Raw genomic sequence first — 19,446 nt, forward strand, 5'->3', positions numbered from 1 at the left:
CACTTTTGCCCCCTGCTCACCTGCCCTGTGGTGAATCGCCGGCGCGTGAACAGAGGGTTAGCGGACTTTTCGTGTTGGTTTTTGGGTTGTTTTTCGTTGGTATGGCGGGGGAAAGTCGGTGTTGAAGTTGGTGGTTTCCAACTTGCGTCGCGGACATTTTGTGTTGGTCGGTGGGTGTGTTTTGGTTGTGGTTGCAGTGAATAGTTGGCGTTGAAGTTGTTTTTTCTGATCGTTGAGGAATGAATATTCCTCGATGTGAAGTTTGTGGTCTTGTGATGACGCGGTATGGGTACACGTCTCGTGGAACTCAACGGTGGAGGTGTCGCGCGTGCGGCGTGTCACGGGTGGGGCGCATTGATAACACCGCGAAGCTTCTTGAGCGGTTTTTGAAGTGGCTGACATCGGGTGAACTTCAAAAGAACATGCCAGGGGCGGGACGAACGTTTAGGCGTAAGAACGAACGCTTGTGGCAGTTATGGCCTTTTTGTCCCGTCGTTGACGAAGTCCACCCAGTCGTCTTCGTTGATGGCCTGCATTTGGGCCGTCAAGCGGTCGTGTTGATTGCCTGCACCAACGAACACGTGCTGGGCTGGTATGTGGCTCGTAGTGAGAACTCCAGGGCGTGGGGTGCGCTTATGAGCCGCATCGCCCCACCCGATGTGGTTGTCACTGACGGCAGTGGTGGTTTTGAGAAAGCTCGCCGCCAACATTGGCCCGACACTAGTGTCCAACGATGTGTCTTTCATGTATTCATGAACCTGACCACAGCCACCACACGCCATCCACGCCTACCAGCCTCTCAAGAGCTTCGCCAGCTCGCCCTAGCGCTGTTGAAAGCTAAAACACCCCAATCGGCACGCCAATGGATCCGCGACTACATGGACTGGCTTCGCCGCTGGGAGGCATTCCTTGCCCAACGCACCGCAACCCCCAATGGAACCCTCGAATACACCCATGCGCGCCTGGTTAAAGCCCGAAACTCCACCAACAAAATCCTCGCAGACAAACGCTTATTCACCTTCCTTGACGACGAATGGGACATCACCATGCCATCAACCAATAACCGCATCGAAGGAGCCATCAACGCACCCCTACGCCAAATGCTGCGCGATCACAGAGGCATGAGCCTAACCCGACGCATCAAAGCGATCTTCTGGTGGTGCTACATGCACAGCCCAAACCCGCTACCACCAGCACAACTCCTCAAAACCTTCCCCACTGACAGCGACATCGAAAACACCTACCACCACGCCACCCAACACCACCAAACCGCCACATCAATCCCCCAATGGGGCGACGCAATCGTCTGGGCAGAAATCCACCACACCACCCCATACACAAATCGATGGGACTAAAGCCCCAACACAACAATTGAAACCTAAACTACCAACACATTTTGTCCGCTAACCCTGAACAGAGGTTCCCCATAGAGGAGATTGTTATCGAATTGTTATCTGATGTCTTGTGAGCTGGAGAACTGTTGGAAGCATGCCAAAAGCTCTGTGGATACTTGAGGATCAAAAGATACCTACAGTGTTAACGTGAACATCAATGTCCTTCGCGGGCTCTGAAAAGGTCCTAATGTTTACGTTAACACCTGGGTGGACCTGCTATGCGATCGCGTTGACGAAGGCTGTTTGCGCGGTGATGATGCGGCGACCCAGGCGGGTAGCGCAGAGCCAAACCTGGTTGCCAGCTGGGACTTCACCGGGAAATACGGGAATCAGGATGTCTGATCTGGGTGGATACCTCACCTACATCGGCAAGTCCCTCTACGCCGCAGATGTCACATGGAATGGCGCGATCGACGATCTTGAAATCTACAAAGGCGCGCAGGCCCTGACACTTGCCAGCGCGGTCACCATTTCCGGGGCGTCAACAGTCATCGTTGGAGACTCCACGCAACTGAGTGCAAGCGTGACCCCCGCCGACGCCCTGGACTCCTCACTGACCTGGACCTCCCCCACGCGTCGCCAATATCGGCTCATCATGGAACACTTAACCTCATGGAGACAACAACTATTCATGTGATGCGCCACGGAGAAGTGGACAACCCCGACGGTATTCTCTACGGACGACTCCCCGGATACGCGTTAACTGAGCGTGGACATCAGATGGCTCAGCGAGTCGCTGACTATTTCACGGCTCAGGGGGCCGACATCACATACGTTGTGGCCTCGCCGCTCCTGCGCGCGCAGCTGACCGCCGCACCGACGGCTGCCGCCTACGACCTGACCATTGCGACCGACCCTCGACTCATCGAAGCAAGCAACGTTTTCGAGGGACTGCCCGTGAACTCCGACCGATCGGTCCTACTGCGCCCATCAGCGTGGAAGTACTACCGCAACCCGATGGAACCCTCCTGGGGTGAACCCTACGCGGACATTGCTTCCCGCATGAAGGCAGCGCTCTCGGCGGCTCTGCGGCACGCCCGCGGACACGAAGCCCTCGTTGTGTCCCACCAGAACCCCATTACGACCCTCACGCGTTTTGCCCAGCGTCAACCACTGGCCCATTCGCCGATGTCACGTCACTGCGCCCTGGCATCACTGACATCCTTCACATTCGACGGGGCAACGCTCGTGGACATTTCCTACGTTGAACCTGCGGCTGACCTGGTTGCACAGGCGAAAGACATGACCCCCGGCGACTCACAGGCACAGCTTCGACGGTAAGCAGGCGTTCACGGACTTTAAGTGCCTGAGGGCAGCGCGCCTTTACGTGCGTGCTGGCCCCTAGTCCTCAGGTGTGTCACCTGGGAGTTCGTCCTCGTTGCCGGGCATATCGGTAGATGAGGGGGAGTCGTCGGGCGAGCCCTCGTGGTCGGGGGACGAGGACGCGCTGCCCGACGCACGCTCATTGCGCTGGCGTTCTTCCTCGCGGCGGCGACGTTGGATGTCGCGTTCCAAGCGGAAAAGAAACTCCGGGTCATCATCGGGTGCCGTTGGAGCCGAAGGGGGCTCATGATTCTTCGGACCCCAGGGGAAACCTGAGGGCCCGCGCCCCTGCTGTTTCTCCGCTTGACTGATCCATCGAATGACGACCCACGCGATCGCGCCGATCGAAAAGCTCGGGATCGTCAAAATGATGATGAACAGCCACATCATCTTCGGGATCCGGGCGGGGGCTTCGTCGTCAGGAGTGCGATACCAGTCGGTGATCGCGTATACAGTCACGACAAACCAGACAATGGGAATGAGAATTCTCAGCACGACGAAGCTCTGGATCCTTTCGTGTTACCGCAGGTTCCACCTACTTTACGTCGGGAACCGGTGTAATCGCACGATACGAAGCGGCGGCTCCTGCTGAGAGTACCGCAGTCGACCCCGCACGCATGCCCTCACGCACCGCAGTGGGGAAGTCGTGACCTTTTGCTAACGCCGCAGCGAGGACCCCGACGCTTGCGTCTCCCGCTCCCGTTGTGTCAACAACGGGGCCGAAGTCGAGCGCGTCAACAAGTTCAGCTCCTTCGGGCCCGGCCCACACTGACCCGTTCTTCCCCAGGGTGATGAGCGCGTGAGTGATGCCGAGATCAACAAGTTCCCGGGCTGCGGTGACAGCTGAGTCGCGGTCGCGAGGAGCGGGTGTGCCGAGGACGAGGCCGGCTTCGGACTCGTTAACAACGAGGACGTCGACGGTAGACAGCACCTGCGGAGCAATGTCGTACACGGGTGCGAGGTTGAGGACGACACGGGCATCCGATTCGTGTGCCCACGCGATGATTTCCTCATTGACGGTTGGGGGGATTTCGCCCTGGAGAACAACGATGTCCTGGTCGGTCAGGTCGACGGCGTCGCGGGCTTGCTGTGACGTGATCTTCCAATTTGCCCCCGCGTCGAGAATGATCGTGTTTTCACCCGAATCTGCGACGTTGATGAAGGCGATCCCGGTTGTTGTGGTCGAATCGATGAGGAGCGCGGAAACGTCGACGCCGTGAGAGGCCAGTTCATCTCGAAGAGATGGACCGTTCGGGTCGTTACCGACGCGGCCAATGAAGTGTGTTTCTACGCCTCCGTGAGCTGCTGCTGCCGACTGATTGGAGCCTTTGCCTCCGAGGCGATAGTGGACTGATTTCCCAGACAGCGTTTCCCCGGGCTCGGGGAAACGGTGGACGTTGACGGTGATGTCTTGGTTGATTGATCCGACGATGATGACGCGTCCCATCTCAGGCTCCTGTGACTGTTGTGGAATCGTTTGCATACCTGTGACACACTGTCACACGTGCCACGGCACATCGTCAAGGCGAAATCATCAACTGAGGTCACAACACGCGACTAGGCTCAACTGTTATGAACTCACCCTCCACCGCCCCAACGTCACTGATCCTCGACCTCGATACCGGCATTGACGACGCGTTAGCGATCGCCTACGCCCTCGGCAGCGCCGACGCCCGCCTCATTGGCATCACGACAACCTACGGTAACGTTCGCACCGACCAATCCGTTGCCAATTCGCTGGCAGTTCTTGACCTGCTGGGGGCCAGCGATGTTCCCGTTTTCCGCGGCCTGACGCACGCCCGAGCCAGCGACGCTTTTGAGGTTTCCGAGATTTCTGCGTTCATCCACGGACGCAATGGGCTAGGCAACGTTGATCTCCCGGCCTCGAAGCGCACCGCATCTGAACAGTCGGCCGTTGATTTCATTATTGAAGCCTCAAAAAACATTGACGACCTCGTGTACGTCCCAACCGGTCCGCTGACAAATGTTGCAGCTGCCATCGACAAGGACCCGAGTATTGTCGACCGTCTCACCGTTGTCCTCATGGGTGGGGCGGTGTCGGTGGCTGGCAATGTCAACGCCTACGCCGAAGCCAACATCAGTCAGGACCCCGAAGCCGCAGACCTCGTGTTCCGTTGCGGACTCCACACGACCGTCATCGGTTTAGATGTCACCCTCCAAACTCTGCTGACGCGTCACGAAACGCAGCAGTGGCGCGACATGGGGACACGTGCGTCCACCTTCTGTGCAGAGATGACGGACTACTACATCACCGCATATGACACGACTGCGCCCGACCTGGGTGGCTGCGGCCTGCACGACCCGCTCGCCGTTGCTGTTGCCCTTGATCCCTCCCTCGTGGGAACGCACGCAATGAACCTTCGTGTCGACTGTGATGAACCCACTCGTGGCCGAACCATCGGTGACCCTTCGCGTCTGAATTCCCCGGTGAAAACAGCGAAAGTTGCGTTGACCGTTGATGCTGACCGCTTCCTCGCCGAATTCATGAACCGCGTCGGCTCGCTTGTTGCTTCACGGTGAACCAGCATCGGCTGCGGCCTCGAAAATCAGGCAATAATCAGGACAAAGGCGGCAAGAATCCCCCAGGCAAGCGTGAAGAGCCCGGTGTTTCGGAGCACAGGAATGAGGTCGCGCCCGGTTGCGCCCTGAACAACGGGACGAATGGCGAGGACAGAGCCGAAAAGAGCGCCAAGGCCAGTGCAGATCACCACGATCAGCGGTGATTGACGAAGGAGAGCAACCACAACAAGCACGGCAACCGGGAAGACGACGCACAGTCCATAAAGCCAGCGTGACCACGTGTCACCCAGGCGAACAGCGAGCGTTTTCTTCCCGGATTCCCGGTCGGTGGGGATGTCGCGGATGTTGTTGACCATGAGGAGAGCAACTGAGAGTAAACCCAAGCCAGAAGCCAAAGCCCACAACCACCCTGGAGCATGCGGAGTCTGGGTCCATGTTGTTCCTACCGTGGCAAAAAGGCCGAAGAACACGAAGACCATGAGCTCGGACAGGCCGACCCCCATGTAGCCGTAAGGGTGGCGTCCCCCGGTGTAGAACCACGCAGCGATCACCGCGACGAGGCCGAAAATGATGAGAAACCACTGGTGTGACAGCGCCAGCAAAACCAATCCTGCAAGGCCTGCGACTCCGAAGCATCCGAGGGCAGCTCCTAAGACAGTGCGGGGGGAAGCTAAGCCGCCGCCGGTGAGGCGAGGTGGTCCCTGCCGAAACTCGTCCGTTCCTCGGATGCCGTCTGAATAGTCGTTAGAATAATTCACGCCGATTTGCAAAAGCAGAGCAACGATCAGAGCAAGAATGGCGCGCTCGGCGTGCCATTCGCCCAGATGGTAGGCCGCTGCCGTACCCACGAGGACGGGGGCGCACGCCGCCGGAAGTGTGCGCAGACGAGCGCCTTCCACCCAATCGGATAGGCGTGCTGAGCGGTGAGCGTCGCCCTCGATCCGCTGTGAATGAACGGTACTCATCGGCGCCACTCACGCATCGGATTCTGAAAGTCTTCTGCCGCACGCTTGGCTGCGTTTCGGTCAAGTTTCCCACTGTCGAGGACGGGCAACTCATCGAAGAGCAGGACACGTCGGGGGGCCTGGACACGTCCGACCCTTGACCCGGCGAAATCGCGGATAGCGTGCCCCAGCTGCGCCATCTGTTCCTCGGTTTCGGGGAAATAGCTCGGGACAACGAGGGCGGTGACGACTTCACCCCAGCGCTTATCGGGAAGGCCGATGATGTGGACGTCGCTGACCTCGTCCATCGGAGCGATTGCCGCGCGGATCGGTTCGGGATGAATAGAGAGCCCGCCGGAGGTGATGATGTCGTCAACGCGTCCGTGGATCGTCACCTGCCCCGAGGCATGAATTGTTCCCAAATCAGCGCTGAGTAACCAGGTTTTCCCGGCTTCCTCGAAGAATGGTGTGTCGCCGTCAAGGTATTTCGTCAGAAGCTGCGGTCCGGCAATCGCCAGGCGATCTGAGCCTTCGTGGTCAACTGAGCGAATGATTGTTCCCGGCAGAGGGAAGCCGTTGTACACGCAGCCCCCGCAGGTTTCCGTCATGCCGTAAGTAGTGTGAATGGCGAGCCCCGCCTCGCGTGCTCGATCCAGGAGCGAGGGATCCGAGGCCGCGCCCCCAACGAGAATCGCATTGAGAGAAGCGAGCGCGGAGACGACCTCGTCCCCAGAATTGAGACACACCTCAAGCTGAGTGGGAACTAGTGAGAGATAACCGGGGGTGGACGGGTCCTCGGTGATTGTCCGAATCGCGGGAAGCAGATGCTCCGGATGGAAACCGTTCATTGTGTCAATGACCAGAGGATTCGTTGCTGAAAGAGCACACCGCAGGAGAACCATAGCCCCGGCAACGTGGTGAGTTGGAAGAGCGAGAATCCACCGGCCAGGGCCGTCGAGCACAGCATTCGTTGCGTGATGTGCCGCGATGAGGCTGTCGATGGATAAACCGACGAGACGTGGCTGACCGGTGGTTGACCCGGAAGTGGGCAGAACCAGGTCAACGCCGTCAAGAAAGGACGGATCCTCAAGGCGTTGAGCAAGGTAGGGGTAGCGGTCGGCGGGGAAGGCCTCGTCGAGTGACACAGCTGAGCCGCGTAGCGTGGCGGCTGGAACCTGAGCGGGTGGGCGGATCGCGACGATCGTGCGCGGAGCTGGATGGTGGGGATCGCGCTGACGTTCCTCGTGGAGTTCCACGAGCTTATGGATGGACGCATTCGCCAGAGCGACCGCGCCGATGGATGTACCCCCGGGCACAACAAGAACTCGGGGCGTTGACATCTGGGACCTCCTCGATGGAACAACAATGCGTCGCTGGCCGATAGTGACCAGCGCTAAGGCTCAGTGCCGGCGCATGATCTCACCACTGGCATCCGTCTGAATGTAACCAGAATGAGCGCTGAGGTCCAATGGACGGTGTCGCATGGTCAGGATTGAGAGAAAAGTGAAAGATGCATCCTTGAAAAGTAGCGGAAACCAGTGGGAGATGATGTGGTCAGAGTACGGGTGATGCTGTCGAGGCCGACGATGTGATCTCAACACGTGATATGTATAAGTGATATCGGTTGCACGTGGCGAAATGGTTGGCAGGTATTGGGGAATGACGTTTTAGAATTTTGGTATGGGTTTATCGCGTCGCACCATCATTCTCACAGCGTCGATCACCGGCGCGGTCGTCCTCGCTACCATCGGTGGCGGAGCCGCATACGCGACATATTACGGTGATCGTGCACTCCCCGGAACGCTCGTTGGGGAGACCTCCGTTGCCGGTATGAGCCGTGATGACATTGTTGCTGCCGTGTCCAAGCAATCGCAATCGGCAAAGCTCACCGTCGATATCACAGGAACTCAGAAGAAGTACTCGCTGTCTGATCTGGGTGTCACCGTTGATTCACAGGCAACGGCGGACAAGGTCCTGGCGATGAACGATTCAATTCTTGACCGTTTCTACGCGCTGTTTGGAGGCCACTCAGTTGACGCCGTGTACTCGGTGGACGCGAAGGTGTCGCAGAAAGTCCTCACCGAACTGGCGCGTACAGCCGGTCCTGCACCTGTCGATGCGACGGTCACCGCCGATCCTGCGAGCGGAGTTTTCTCCGGATCCACAGCGGAAAACGGGATGACGATTGACACGAAGGCTGTGGAATCAGCGGTGTCGGAAGCGGCGAAGGGGCTCTCGTCCTCGTCTCTGACACTTCGCGCAATCGAGGTCGGTCCGAAAGTGACAACGGAGGCCGCCGCGAAGGTCGCTGAGGAAGCTAACGCTCTTGTGCAACTTGATGTCACTGTGTCCGACACGGTGGATCGCTATTCGCCGGATGTTCCCACGAAAGCGCAATGGGTGACTTTTGAGACGAAGAACGGGAAGCTCTCATCTCCAAAACTTGACCGTGACAAGGTCAATGAGTGGGTTGAAAAAGCGGTAAAGGAAGCGAATGTTGCGCCCACGGAAGGCGTCAATAACGTTGACTCCGCGGGAAATGTGCTCGTTGAGGCGATGCCGGGGAAGAAGGGTTTCTCCGTGAACAACGCCAGTGCCGTCACAGATGCCATCGTGTCGAGCCTGACAGACCGGAAAGCATACTCAGGTGAGTTCGCCTATGACGAGGTAGCGCCCACGTATGCGGCTCGCCCAGTCCTTGCCGGTTACCAAAACTACGTGTATCCGGCAGCGGCAGGCGAAAAATGGGTGGACATTAACCTGGCAGCGTCAACGCTGACGGCCTACGAGGGGTACAACGTTGTGCGGGGGCCGGTGCCGATGAATCACGGGGGACCGGGACGCGAAACCGTTGTTGGAACTTTCCATGTTTACCTGAAGTATCAGAAACAGGACATGGGGTGTAGCCCTGAGTGGCCCTACTGTGTCCGCGACGTTCCGTGGGTCACCTACTTCACGGGATCCTATGCGATGCACGGTGCCCCCTGGGCGGATGCCTTTGGAATTGGCTCAGATTATTCGTCATCGGGGTGCATTAACTTGCCGGTGGACGAGGCGCGTTGGATGTGGGGCTGGAGCGACATGGGAACGGCGGTCGTCACCCATCACTGATCACGCGCCCGCAGCGCCCGCGGGGCACGCACAGATCACGCACTGATCACGCGCCCGCGGGGCCCGCAGGGCACACCACCTACGCGTAATAGGGGAACTTCGTCCAGTCGGGACGGCGGTGCTCAAGGAAAGCATCCCGTCCTTCCTGGGCTTCCTCGGTCATATACGCAAGCCGCGTTGCCTCCCCGGCGAACACCTGCTGCCCGGCCATCCCGTCGTCGGCCAAGTTAAACGCGAACTTGAGCATGCGTATTGCCTGAGGAGACTTCGACGCAACGATGGATGCCCATTCGAGAGCGGTGTTTTCTAGTTCGGCGTGCGGCACAGCCCGATTGATTACCCCCCACTGCTGGGCGGTCACTGCGTCGTAACGCTGAGCAAGGAAGAAAATTTCACGTGCCCGTTTGTCGCCCGCTTGGCGGGCCAGCAATGCTGAACCGTATCCGGCATCGAAAGACCCAACATTGGCATCGGTCTGCATGAATGCGGCGTGCTCAATGGATGCAACGGACAGGTCAGCGACGACGTTGAGGGAATGTCCTCCACCTGCCGCCCACCCGGGAACCGCAGCGATGACCACTTTCGGCATGGTGCGGATCAGTCGCTGAACTTCAAGGATATGCAGGCGACCTGCGCGCGCAGGGTCGATCTGTTCCCGTCGCTCGGCGGTGGGACGTGAGTCGTCGGCCTCGTCAACCTCGTAGCGATAGCCGTCGCTACCTCGTACACGCTGGTCCCCTCCCGAGCAGAAGGAATACCCTCCGTCTCGTGGAGAGGGGCCATTTCCGGTGAGAATCACGGCGGCGACATCATTTGTCAGCCTGGCATGATCGAGGCAACGGTAGAGCTCATCGACGGTATGAGGGCGGAAAGCATTGCGGATGTCCGGCCGGTCAAAAGCAATGCGCACGACAGGAAGGTCAGATCCTTCGGGCGCGCTGTCGAGGTCAATTCCGCGGGAGATTCCCCGGTGATAGGTGATGTCGGTCAAGTCGAATCCGTGGACCTCGCGCCACCGAGCCGCATCAAAGGTGTCGGAAACAAAAGGCAATACACTCATGTGCCCTAGCCTACGGGGTTGCAGCCTCAGCGGTTGCTTCGCGAGCGCGGGCGCCAACGTCGTGTGGACGCCCCACAGGGCGTGCGAGGCCGCATCGTCCTCGATTCCGAAGGAATACCCTGCGATGAGGCTAGGCTATCTGCCATGACGATGTCCCCTCTATCTCGGAATCTCCGGGTGACGGAACTGCCGATCAACACCCTCCCACCGACGGTCCGCGCATTCCTTGATGGAATCGAGCGCGTGTGCGTGTACTCGGTGGATATGACAGCGCGTTTTCGCCGCGTGACTAGCCGTGACGGACTCTTTCTTCTCGGGGAAGCCGGATGGGGTGAAGCGGCGCCATTTTGGGACTATGACGCCGCGGAATCATCGCTGTGGCTGCGGAGTGCATACATCCAGGCAACACGCCCAGCCGTTGCGGTCGTGCGATCTTCCGTTGCCGTCAATGTCACGATCCCAGTTGTGGGGAACGAGGACGCACAGCGCCGGGTTTGCGAATCCGGTGGCTGCCAGACGGCGAAAGTCAAAGTGGCTGACCCGGGAGTCTCCCTCGCTGAGGATGCGTCGCGGGTTGAAGCCGTGGCCGATGCGCTCGCGCGCAGTACCGGGGGACGAGGACGAATCCGCGTGGACGCTAACGGCGCGTGGAATCGCGACGACGCCGTTGACGCGATCCGAGTGCTTGACCGCGCAGCGTCTGCGGTTGGGGGGTTGGAATACGTTGAACAGCCGTGTGCGACGGTTGAGGACCTCGCCGCTGTTCGACGCCGCGTTGATGTTCCGATTGCGGCGGATGAGTCAATTCGTCGTGCGCATGATCCACTGGCGGTTGCCCGAGCCGAGGCCGCGGACATCGCGATCGTTAAAGTTGCTCCCTTGGGTGGGGTTGAACGGGCATTGAATATCGGAGCCGACACGGGTCTTGACGTCGTCATTTCTTCGGCTCTTGAAACGTCAATTGGTTTATCTGCCGGTGTTCGGGCTGCTGCGGCTCTCCCAGGGGGTGAGCGCGCCTGCGGACTGGCAACCGCTCAGTTGCTTCAAGGGGATGCTTGTGAGCCTCTTCTTCCTCGCAATGGGCGCATTGAGGTTCGAGCGGGGACGCTGGATGAGCGCTTCATTTCCGATGAGCCGGTGGATGAGCGTCTCGTTGAACGGTGGCAACGGCGCTTGAGGGACATGGTGGATGCTCTTTCATGTCCGTTCCCAGGTGCGGAGAGGGCACATTGATGGGTGATCATTTTCTGACACACGACCGCCCGCAGCCTGGTCACGACGCTTCTTCTCAGGAGGGTTTGGGGCAACAAACGCCCGGCGGGGATCACGCAGACCAGCGAGCTCACGAGATTCAGGAGTATCCGTCGATCACTCTCGCATGGGACATCGTCGCTGCTCTCACCGCCTCCGGAGTACGCGATATCGTCTACTGCCCCGGATCCCGCTGCGCTCCCTTCGCCTATGTTCTCTACGCGGCGCAGCGCGCGAACACGGTTCGCACCCACGTGCGTCTTGACGAACGTTCCGCGGCGTTTCTTGCTCTGGGGCTGAGCCGCGGTTCAGACGATGAGTTCGGACTGGCTCCGGTGGCGATCGTGACAACGAGCGGCACTGCGGTCGCTGAGCTTCACGCCGGTGTTGTCGAGGCCTACCACTCCCACATTCCTCTGATCATCGTCAGCGCCGACCGCCCGAATCTTCTCCACGGTGTCGGAGCCTCGCAGACAACAACGCAGCGCGGAATTTTCGGACCTCACGTGGTGTCTGAACGTGAGCTGCACTCAACCGAGGCGGGGTGTGATGCGGTTGGAGCCCGGGTGGAGCGTCTCGTCGCCCAAGCGCGAGGTCTTCCCCGCGGTGTTCCCGGACCCGTTCACCTCAACGTGTGTCTCGACACGCCCCTGGTTCCAGCTGATCTTCACGCTCTGAGAGTCCGCGCCGACTTGTCCCCATCGACGCCTCCGGCTGCCAGGGTGCGCGTCCTCGCATCTCCCATACGCCCAACGGCCTGGGACGAGGTCGTTGAGCCGGATTTACGCACGGTGATCCTCGCCGGAGACGGTGCCTCACCCCAAGCTCGCGAGTGGGCGCAGATGGCTCAGATCCCGATTTTTGCTGAACCAACAAGCGGCCTCGTTGGAACTGCCCACCATATTCCCTTCCAGCAGTCGCTCCTGAGCGATCCGGACGTGGCATCGTGTATCCAGCAGGTCATCGTCACGGGGAGACCAACCCTGTCTCGCCCCGTATCCGCTCTCCTCGCACGTGCCGACGTGCGCGTCGTCGTTGTTGGCGAAAGTGGGCAGTGGCCAGATGTTTCCGGTACGGCATCCTGCGTTGTTGCCGCACTTTCTCCCAGGGAACATTCCGGGGACGAGGACGAGGCCGACGTGCCCCGCATGAACGTCTGCGATGATGTCTCCACAACACCTGACGACGGACACACTCAGTGGCTTGCCGAACTGCGTGCGCGCGCACAGACAACGCAGACTCGGATCGATGAAATCCTTGGACGCGGTGAACCTCAAGTTCCCACACTGATGCGTCTTGCCCGTCTCGTCTGGGAGTCGACTCAGGGTCCGCTGATCTTGGGGGCATCAAATACGATTCGCGCGGTTGATCTCGTTGCCCGGTGTAGGCGGGAAGGAATTGTCGTGGCGAACCGCGGCGCCGCCGGAATTGACGGGACGCTGGCAACCGCGAGCGGAGTGGCACTGGCCCAAGCGAAGGCCACGACCGTCCTCGTTGGTGACCTGACCTTTCTTCACGACGCCTCAGCCTTGGCCCAGGGAGAGCACGAACTTACGCCCGCGCTCGACATCATCGTTGCTGATGACCGAGGGGGTGGAATTTTCGCCACCCTTGAGCATGGCAAAGCAGAGTATTCCGATGTCTGCCGCCGGTGGTTTGCAACGCCTCAGTCGGTGGATCTCTCCTCGCTTGCACGGGCGTACGGAGTTGAATATCACCGCGGGACTTGCCTTGATGACTGTGCGGCGTTCCTGTCAACGCGCACCGAGGCTGCGGGGATGAGGATTCTTCATGTTCCGATTCGGACGGGCGTGGATGACTACGTGGATCTGCGCGCTGCGTCGCGACCCCAAAGGTGAACTCCGTCTATTCCAGGAAACTTCCAGATAACTGTCAGTGTTCGGGGAAGAAATACGTGCACACTGTTTCCTGAACGCAGCACCACTGGTGACATGACCAAGAAGGAAATATGAGCGACGAAACATTTGATCCCCGCGAGGGACGCGACGTACAGGACGCCCCCGAAGCGGAGCCACAAACGACTCCTGGAAACATGGAATCGCAGGGCTCCGCGTGGAGCCCTCAGTCCGACGCAGGGATGCCGCCCGTCACCGAAACTCCGGGCGCATCCGGCGAGCCTCAGTTTGGTGGGGCCGCAGCATCGTCCTCGTCCAATGCTCCGTCGGAATTCCCTCCACCGGTTGCCAGCACACGTATCCAGGGATACCCGGGACCGCATGCCGGTGAGGAAATGTCGCATCCCACCCCTGATGAGCAGCCGACACGCCCCAGCAATCCCTTTGCGGCTCCGACGGGCAGGCAAACGCCGACGTCGATGACCGCACCTCAACCGCCTATTGCGCCACAAACGCCTCAAGCGCCACAACCGATGATGACGACGAACACCTCACGGGGTCGTGCCCGCTCGAAGGGACCGGGATGGGGAGCACTTATCGTCGCGATGGTTGTCACCGCCCTTGTCACCGCCGGCGGTTTCTGGGGAATTGGCGGAGCACTCGGCCTGTTCTCTCATGCAGAATCGTCGGGATCAACAGCGCACTCGTCCTCGTCCACCTCCTCGACCACGCAGACCGTGCCGAAGGTGCCGACGTCGGGGGAAAGCGCGAACTGGCAGGCCGTTGCCAAAGCTGTCTCACCGGCGGTCGTGACGATCTCCGTTGTGGGGCAAAACGCCTCGGGCGTTGGCTCGGGAGTGATCTACGACGCCAAGGGTGACATCGTCACGAACTATCACGTGATCTCCAAAGCGATCGGATCCAAGGGCGGCCTGTCCGTCACGCTCGCCGATGGGCGAATCTACGACGCGGAGATCGTGGGATACGACCAGACAACCGATCTCGCCGTCATCAAACTCGTCAACGCCCCCTCGGATCTGACGGTCGCCTCTTTCGGTTCATCGAAGGACTTGGCGGTCGGCCAGCAAGTCATGGCCATCGGCGCCCCCCTCGGGTTGTCGAACACGGTGACGACGGGGATTGTTTCGGCGCTGAATCGTCCGGTTGAAGTGTCGGCCCGAGAAGAACGGGAACCGCAGGAACCCAACCCTCTCGACCCGTTTAACCAGCTGCCGAACCTGCGCGGCCAACAGCAAGCGGGATCGGAGTCAGTCATCACGAACGCGATCCAAGTGGATGCGTCGATCAACCCCGGAAACTCCGGTGGGCCGCTGTTCAACGCAAACGGTGCGGTCATTGGCATTAACTCGTCGATCGCGTCGATGTCGTCAACGTCGTCGGAGGCTGGATCTATCGGCTTGGGCTTCGCGATCCCCGCCGACCTCGTCACTTCCGTTGCTGACCAGCTCATCGCCAATGGTACAGCCGACCACGCGGTTCTTGGGGTGTCAATTACCACCGGTGAAGTCGACGTTGACGGGGCAACGAAAGCCGGTGCGAAAGTTGCCCAGGTGAGTCCCGGCGGCGCAGCGGCTGCGGCAGGAATTCGCGAGGGCGATGTCATCGTTGCCGTCAACGGTTCCGAGGTGTCGTCAGCTAAGCAGCTCACCGGCTACATTCGCCGCTACAAAGGTGGAGACGAGGTGAGCGTGTCGGTTGTCCGTGACGGCAAGGTCGAGGACATTAAGACAACGCTTCAATCCCAGTCGAGGTAGCTTCCTCCACGTCAGGCATGGTCAGTTAGCCCGTCGGTGGTTCCCCAGGGAAATAGCCGGCGGGCTGCTGCATTGGGGGCGACGTGATGGCAGAAGAGCCGCGATAGCCGGATTCTTCGGCGGGAAGCCGCGCGGGGGACGAGGACGAGCGCGCGCCCTATTCCACTCCAAGGACCGTCAGGAGCGGAGCCATTTTTGCTCGGGTTTCGGCCAACTCAGACCGCGGATCAGAGTCGGGCATGATGCCGCACCCTGCGAAGACCCGGAGAGTGAGAGCATCGTCGCTGAGCTGCCCGCACCGCAGTGCCAAAGCGATTTCGCCTTCCCCGCTGTGATCCATCCAGCCGACGGGACCGGAGTAGCGTCCCCGCTCGGTGCGTTCACATTCGTCAAGCAAAGCAAGGGCACGTGCCCGTGGGGTTCCACAGACCGCAGCTGTGGGATGAATGTGGTGAACAACGTCGAGGACAGTTCGCCCGTCGAGAGATCCCTCGATATCACTGGCCAGGTGGGCGACATTCGGTAAGTCAAGAATGAAAGGGCCAGCCGCTTCCTCGCGGGGGATTCCGGCGTCGTCGAGCGCATCTGTGACGGAACGCACGGCGAGACGATGTTCGCGTCGATTCTTATCGGAGTTCATCAGGTCCTCACCGCGTCCGGCCGGAGCGGTTCCAGCGAGGATCCGTGAGCGGAAACGCCCGTTCGATGCCGATGCGAGCATCTCCGGAGTGGCTCCAACGAGCCCGGCGACCGAAAAACGCCACGTCGTTGGGAAATGTCGGCCAAGCGCCGACACGATTTCACGGACACTGAGCGGCGTGGTGGCCCTAATTGATAAGTCACGCGCCATGACAACCTTCGAGGCTGCGCCCTCGTTGAGCTTGTCGATAATGTGCGTCACCGAGCGTCTCCACTCGTCCTGCGTCATCCGCCCCGGAAGCATCGACAGTTCCGTGGGCTCAGGCAGGGGAATTGCGGTGCTCGTCGCCTCATCATGCAGGTGTCGCGCGGCTTCGAGGGGATCGTCAACCTCGTCGAGGGCGCGCGTGCGAGCAGTGGTTGCCACCCAACGCTCATCCTCCACGTCAACGATCAACGTGCGAGGGATCACAACCGCTGAGGGAGTGCGTGAGTGAAAACCCTCGGAAATAAAGGCCAGCGGGAACTGAAGATCGGATGGCTGGGGATCCGAGGGACAGCGAACAAGCTCAACGATGGTGCGCCACAGCATTCCCAGTGTGTTGGGGGTGAGTGCGCGCTCGTCCTCGTCCCCGATGACGGAGCCGAAACCGACGGCGCGCAGGCGCGGGCCGAACCACGCGCAAGACTCCACGCCCGGCAGGAGAAACTCATCAAGGGGAACGGAACGTAACGGCGACGAGGACGGAATCCGCTCCACCCGGACTGCCAGTGGGAAGGATGCGGAAACCGAGTGATGCATGGATGACATCGTAGTGCGCGGCGCGCTCAGTCGTGGACGTGGGAAGATAAGACCCATGAGCGAACTTGATTCGGATGCCATCCGCGCAGACCTGAGTAAAAACGTTGGTGACATTGCCCAGATGTTTGACGGCGTTGCCGACAGGTACGACCTGATGGACGCCCTGATGACCGGCGGAATGGACCACCTGTGGATGGTGGCTCTGCGCAAGGCAACGCAGGCGGGACCCGGGGATCGTGTCCTCGATGTGGCTGCCGGTACGGGGGCGTCATCTGCGGCGATTGCGCGCACCGGAGCGCACGTGACGGCCTGTGATCTGTCTGAGGGGATGATCGAGGTCGGGCGCGCACGTCATCCCGATATTGAGTTCATCCAGGCGAATGCGATGGACATGGAGTTCGAGTCCGACAGCTTCGACATTGTGACGATCTCCTATGGGCTGCGCAATATCCCTGACCCTGAGAAGGCTCTGCGTGAGATGGCGCGGGTGGTGCGTCCTGGCGGTCGACTGGTTGTGTGTGAGTTTTCGACCCCGCCGAATCGTGTGTTTAGAGCGCTCTATTCGTTCTATTCGGCAACGGTGCTTCCGATGGTCGCGCGGATTGCCTCATCGAATGATGTGGCCTACGACTACCTCGTTGAGTCGATCCGAGAGTGGCCCGATCAGGAGAGCGTGGGACGGATGATTGCGCGTTCAGGCTGGGAAAATGTCGAGTATCGAAATCTCACGGGGGGCATTGTTGCGCTGCATCGGGCGGAAAAACCCGTGCGTGAGGGTGATCGAGATCAATTCTGAGTACGGAGACGAAAGATTAATTAGGGTAACCCAATTTTGCGCAATTCCCATGAGGGGATAGCATCAGCTCATCGTGAAATGGCGGAATTACGCCGCGAAACGTGCGTGTCATAGGGGCCATGCAATTTGGGGCTAATGTGAACGACTGGGTCGCGGTTCGTGCAGACCGCCCCGAAATGCACACATGCGCACAACTGTGCGTTCAATCATCAGTGGAGGAAACCTGTGGTCGATGACCTGGCTGGCAACGCCGTTGCCGACGTTGTCGTCGTTGGCGCAGGGCCCGGCGGATCCTCCACCGCCTACCACCTGGCGCAACTGGGAATCGACGTCCTCCTCCTCGACAAAGCATCATTCCCGCGCGACAAAATCTGCGGAGACGGCCTCACGCCGGCCGCGGTTCATGAGCTCGTCCACATGGGTATCGACACCTCCGGGTGGATGAAGAACCGAGGACTCACAGTCATTGGCGGCGGTCATCGCGTTCACCTCGAATGGCCCGACCAGAAGTCACTGCCCGGATACGGGTTGACCAGGGCGCGAGGCGAACTTGATGCCGAGCTTGCCGCCCAAGCTGTGCGCGCTGGCGCACGTCTGGAAGAAAACGTCACCGTCACCGGTCCCATCCAGGATTCCTCCGGACGAGTGTGCGGAGTAACGGCACGCATCGGACGAGGAAAAGACGCGCAGGAAATCAGCGTTCGGGCAAAGCTCGTCGTTGATGCCGGCGGAGTCGCTGCCCGTCTTGCTACCCGAGTGGGACTTCACAAGCGCGTGAATCGTCCGATGGGAGTAGCTGCACGCGCCTACTTCCGTTCCGATCGCGGCAACGAGGAATGGATGGAATCCCACCTCGAACTATGGTCGGGAACCCCCGGAGAATCAGATCTCCTGCCCGGATACGGCTGGATCTTCCCAATGGGTAACGGCCTGGTCAATGTGGGACTTGGTTCCGTGTCGTCTCGTGCGGACGCCACCGCGCTTCCCTATAAACAGGTTTTCAGGCAGTGGACAGCAAGTCTGCCGAGTGAATGGGGATTCACCCCCGAAAATCAAGTGGGCCCACTGCGATCTGCTGCGCTGCCGATGAGTTTTAATCGCGCGCCCGCCTATAGCAGCGGCCTCGTTCTCGTTGGAGACGCAGGAGGCATGGTCTCCCCGTTCAATGGCGAAGGAATCGCCCCCGCGATGAAAGCTGGACGTTTCGCTGCGGCGAGCATCGCACAGGCACTGTCACGCACAAGCCGCGCCGGATGCGACCGAGCGATGAGCGAATACCCCGAAATGCTTCGAGCCGAATACGGCGGTTACTATCAGCTCGGTCGAGTTTTCGTGCGTCTCATTGAAAACCCGCAGATTATGCGGCTGTGCACCAACCGGGGACTACCTATTCCGCGGCTGATGAAACTGGTTCATAAACTTCTGTCCGACGGATATGAACGGGCAGGCGGCGACATTGATGATCGCCTGATTACGGCGTTAACACGGGTGGTGCCTGCCGCATGACACAGCGCACGACCTCGCCGAAAATCACACCAAAGACAACCATTATTTTCATCGATCGATCCTGGGAGGAACAATGACGAATCCCTACGTTCCGCTGCTGATCATGGCGGCGGCGGCCCTCGTCGTAGCGTTTGGAGGCCTGGGCGCATCAGCGATCCTCGGACCGACGAAGAAATCGAAAACTAAAGCCGATAACTACGAATGCGGTATCGAACCGGCCAGCGCGCACCTGCACGACGGTCGCTTCCCTGTGCGCTACTACCTTGTCGCCATGACATTCATTATCTTCGACATCGAAGTGGTGTTCATGTACCCGTGGGCCGTGAGCTTCAACGAGCTCGGCCTGTTTGGACTTATTGCCATGCTCACCTTCCTTGCGCTCATCACCGTGCCCTATGCGTACGAGTGGCGACGCGGTGGACTGGACTACTGACGGACGGGAGTAAAT

The 19,446-nt window shown here is 59.8% G+C and carries 17 protein-coding genes; 11 read left to right on the top strand and 6 right to left on the bottom strand.

Going from position 1 to position 19,446, the window contains the following annotated elements:
* Positions 1-239: 239 nt before the first annotated feature.
* The 3 genes from G7Y41_RS01525 (at position 240) to G7Y41_RS01535 (ending at position 2,675) form a co-directional block, all read left to right on the top strand.
* Positions 240-1,355, top strand: a complete 1,116-nt coding sequence (locus G7Y41_RS01525; protein WP_196819491.1) for an IS1249 family transposase — start codon at positions 240-242, stop codon at positions 1,353-1,355.
* Between the two features lie 373 nt (positions 1,356-1,728).
* Complete coding sequence (locus G7Y41_RS01530) at positions 1,729-2,031, top strand: Ig-like domain-containing protein (RefSeq protein ID WP_165316211.1); 303 nt, start codon at positions 1,729-1,731, stop codon at positions 2,029-2,031.
* A complete protein-coding gene (locus G7Y41_RS01535; RefSeq protein WP_165316212.1) occupies positions 2,007-2,675 on the top strand; it encodes a histidine phosphatase family protein in 669 nt (222 codons plus the stop codon). The genes G7Y41_RS01530 and G7Y41_RS01535 overlap by 25 nt, the downstream gene beginning before the upstream one ends.
* Positions 2,676-2,735: 60 nt before the next feature.
* Here G7Y41_RS01535 and G7Y41_RS01540 read toward each other — a convergent pair whose 3' ends face one another.
* Together G7Y41_RS01540 and G7Y41_RS01545 are read right to left on the bottom strand one after the other, a co-directional pair.
* On the bottom strand, positions 2,736-3,176 hold the full coding sequence (locus G7Y41_RS01540; protein ID WP_196819531.1) for a phospholipase: 441 nt from the start codon (positions 3,174-3,176) through the stop codon (positions 2,736-2,738).
* A gap of 76 nt (positions 3,177-3,252) precedes the next feature.
* Positions 3,253-4,164, bottom strand: a complete 912-nt coding sequence (locus G7Y41_RS01545) for a ribokinase (protein ID WP_165316213.1) — start codon at positions 4,162-4,164, stop codon at positions 3,253-3,255.
* Between the two features lie 125 nt (positions 4,165-4,289).
* On the opposite strand from G7Y41_RS01545, the gene G7Y41_RS01550 reads away from it, so the two are divergent.
* Positions 4,290-5,258 (top strand): nucleoside hydrolase, encoded by a 969-nt coding sequence (locus tag G7Y41_RS01550; RefSeq protein ID WP_165316214.1) that lies wholly within the window; start codon positions 4,290-4,292, stop codon positions 5,256-5,258.
* Between the two features lie 26 nt (positions 5,259-5,284).
* Here G7Y41_RS01550 and G7Y41_RS01555 read toward each other — a convergent pair whose 3' ends face one another.
* The gene (locus G7Y41_RS01555) at positions 5,285-6,223 is read right to left on the bottom strand and encodes a 1,4-dihydroxy-2-naphthoate polyprenyltransferase (RefSeq protein WP_165316215.1); all 939 of its coding nucleotides are present in this window, start codon (positions 6,221-6,223) and stop codon (positions 5,285-5,287) included.
* Positions 6,220-7,542, bottom strand: a complete 1,323-nt coding sequence (locus tag G7Y41_RS01560; RefSeq protein ID WP_165316216.1) for an AMP-binding protein — start codon at positions 7,540-7,542, stop codon at positions 6,220-6,222. Before G7Y41_RS01560 ends, G7Y41_RS01555 begins: the two co-directional genes overlap by 4 nt.
* A gap of 340 nt (positions 7,543-7,882) precedes the next feature.
* Here G7Y41_RS01560 and G7Y41_RS01565 point away from each other — a divergent pair, with 340 nt between their 5' ends.
* A complete protein-coding gene (locus G7Y41_RS01565) occupies positions 7,883-9,313 on the top strand; it encodes a L,D-transpeptidase family protein (RefSeq protein ID WP_165316217.1) in 1,431 nt (476 codons plus the stop codon).
* A gap of 79 nt (positions 9,314-9,392) precedes the next feature.
* Here G7Y41_RS01565 and G7Y41_RS01570 read toward each other — a convergent pair whose 3' ends face one another.
* A complete protein-coding gene (locus G7Y41_RS01570) occupies positions 9,393-10,373 on the bottom strand; it encodes a 1,4-dihydroxy-2-naphthoyl-CoA synthase (RefSeq protein ID WP_165316218.1) in 981 nt (326 codons plus the stop codon).
* Between the two features lie 144 nt (positions 10,374-10,517).
* Here G7Y41_RS01570 and G7Y41_RS01575 point away from each other — a divergent pair, with 144 nt between their 5' ends.
* From G7Y41_RS01575 to G7Y41_RS01585, 3 genes are all read left to right on the top strand, one after another.
* Positions 10,518-11,606, top strand: a complete 1,089-nt coding sequence (locus G7Y41_RS01575) for an o-succinylbenzoate synthase (RefSeq protein WP_165316219.1) — start codon at positions 10,518-10,520, stop codon at positions 11,604-11,606.
* The gene (gene menD / locus G7Y41_RS01580; protein WP_165316220.1) at positions 11,606-13,483 is read left to right on the top strand and encodes a 2-succinyl-5-enolpyruvyl-6-hydroxy-3-cyclohexene-1-carboxylic-acid synthase; all 1,878 of its coding nucleotides are present in this window, start codon (positions 11,606-11,608) and stop codon (positions 13,481-13,483) included. Before G7Y41_RS01575 ends, menD begins: the two co-directional genes overlap by 1 nt.
* Positions 13,484-13,593: 110 nt before the next feature.
* Positions 13,594-15,255: a S1C family serine protease gene (locus tag G7Y41_RS01585; protein ID WP_231367337.1), complete on the top strand. Its 1,662-nt coding sequence runs from the start codon at positions 13,594-13,596 to the stop codon at positions 15,253-15,255.
* A gap of 157 nt (positions 15,256-15,412) precedes the next feature.
* On the opposite strand, the gene G7Y41_RS01590 is transcribed toward G7Y41_RS01585, so the two are convergent.
* On the bottom strand, positions 15,413-16,696 hold the full coding sequence (locus tag G7Y41_RS01590; RefSeq protein ID WP_165316221.1) for an isochorismate synthase: 1,284 nt from the start codon (positions 16,694-16,696) through the stop codon (positions 15,413-15,415).
* Positions 16,697-16,751: 55 nt separating this feature from the next.
* Between G7Y41_RS01590 and G7Y41_RS01595 the strand changes: the two genes are divergently transcribed.
* The 3 genes from G7Y41_RS01595 to ndhC all read left to right on the top strand — a co-directional run bounded on the left by G7Y41_RS01595 (position 16,752) and on the right by ndhC (position 19,431).
* Positions 16,752-17,492 (top strand): class I SAM-dependent methyltransferase, encoded by a 741-nt coding sequence (locus tag G7Y41_RS01595; protein WP_165316222.1) that lies wholly within the window; start codon positions 16,752-16,754, stop codon positions 17,490-17,492.
* Between the two features lie 225 nt (positions 17,493-17,717).
* Positions 17,718-18,998 carry a geranylgeranyl reductase family protein gene (locus G7Y41_RS01600; protein ID WP_165316223.1) on the top strand — a complete coding sequence of 427 codons (1,281 nt, stop codon included), beginning with the start codon at positions 17,718-17,720 and terminating at the stop codon, positions 18,996-18,998.
* Between the two features lie 73 nt (positions 18,999-19,071).
* The gene (gene ndhC, locus G7Y41_RS01605) at positions 19,072-19,431 is read left to right on the top strand and encodes an NADH-quinone oxidoreductase subunit A (RefSeq protein WP_165217433.1); all 360 of its coding nucleotides are present in this window, start codon (positions 19,072-19,074) and stop codon (positions 19,429-19,431) included.
* Positions 19,432-19,446: the final 15 nt, after the last annotated feature.

The organism is Schaalia sp. ZJ405 (assembly GCF_011038885.2).
Classification (GTDB): Bacteria; Actinomycetota; Actinomycetes; order Actinomycetales; family Actinomycetaceae; genus Pauljensenia.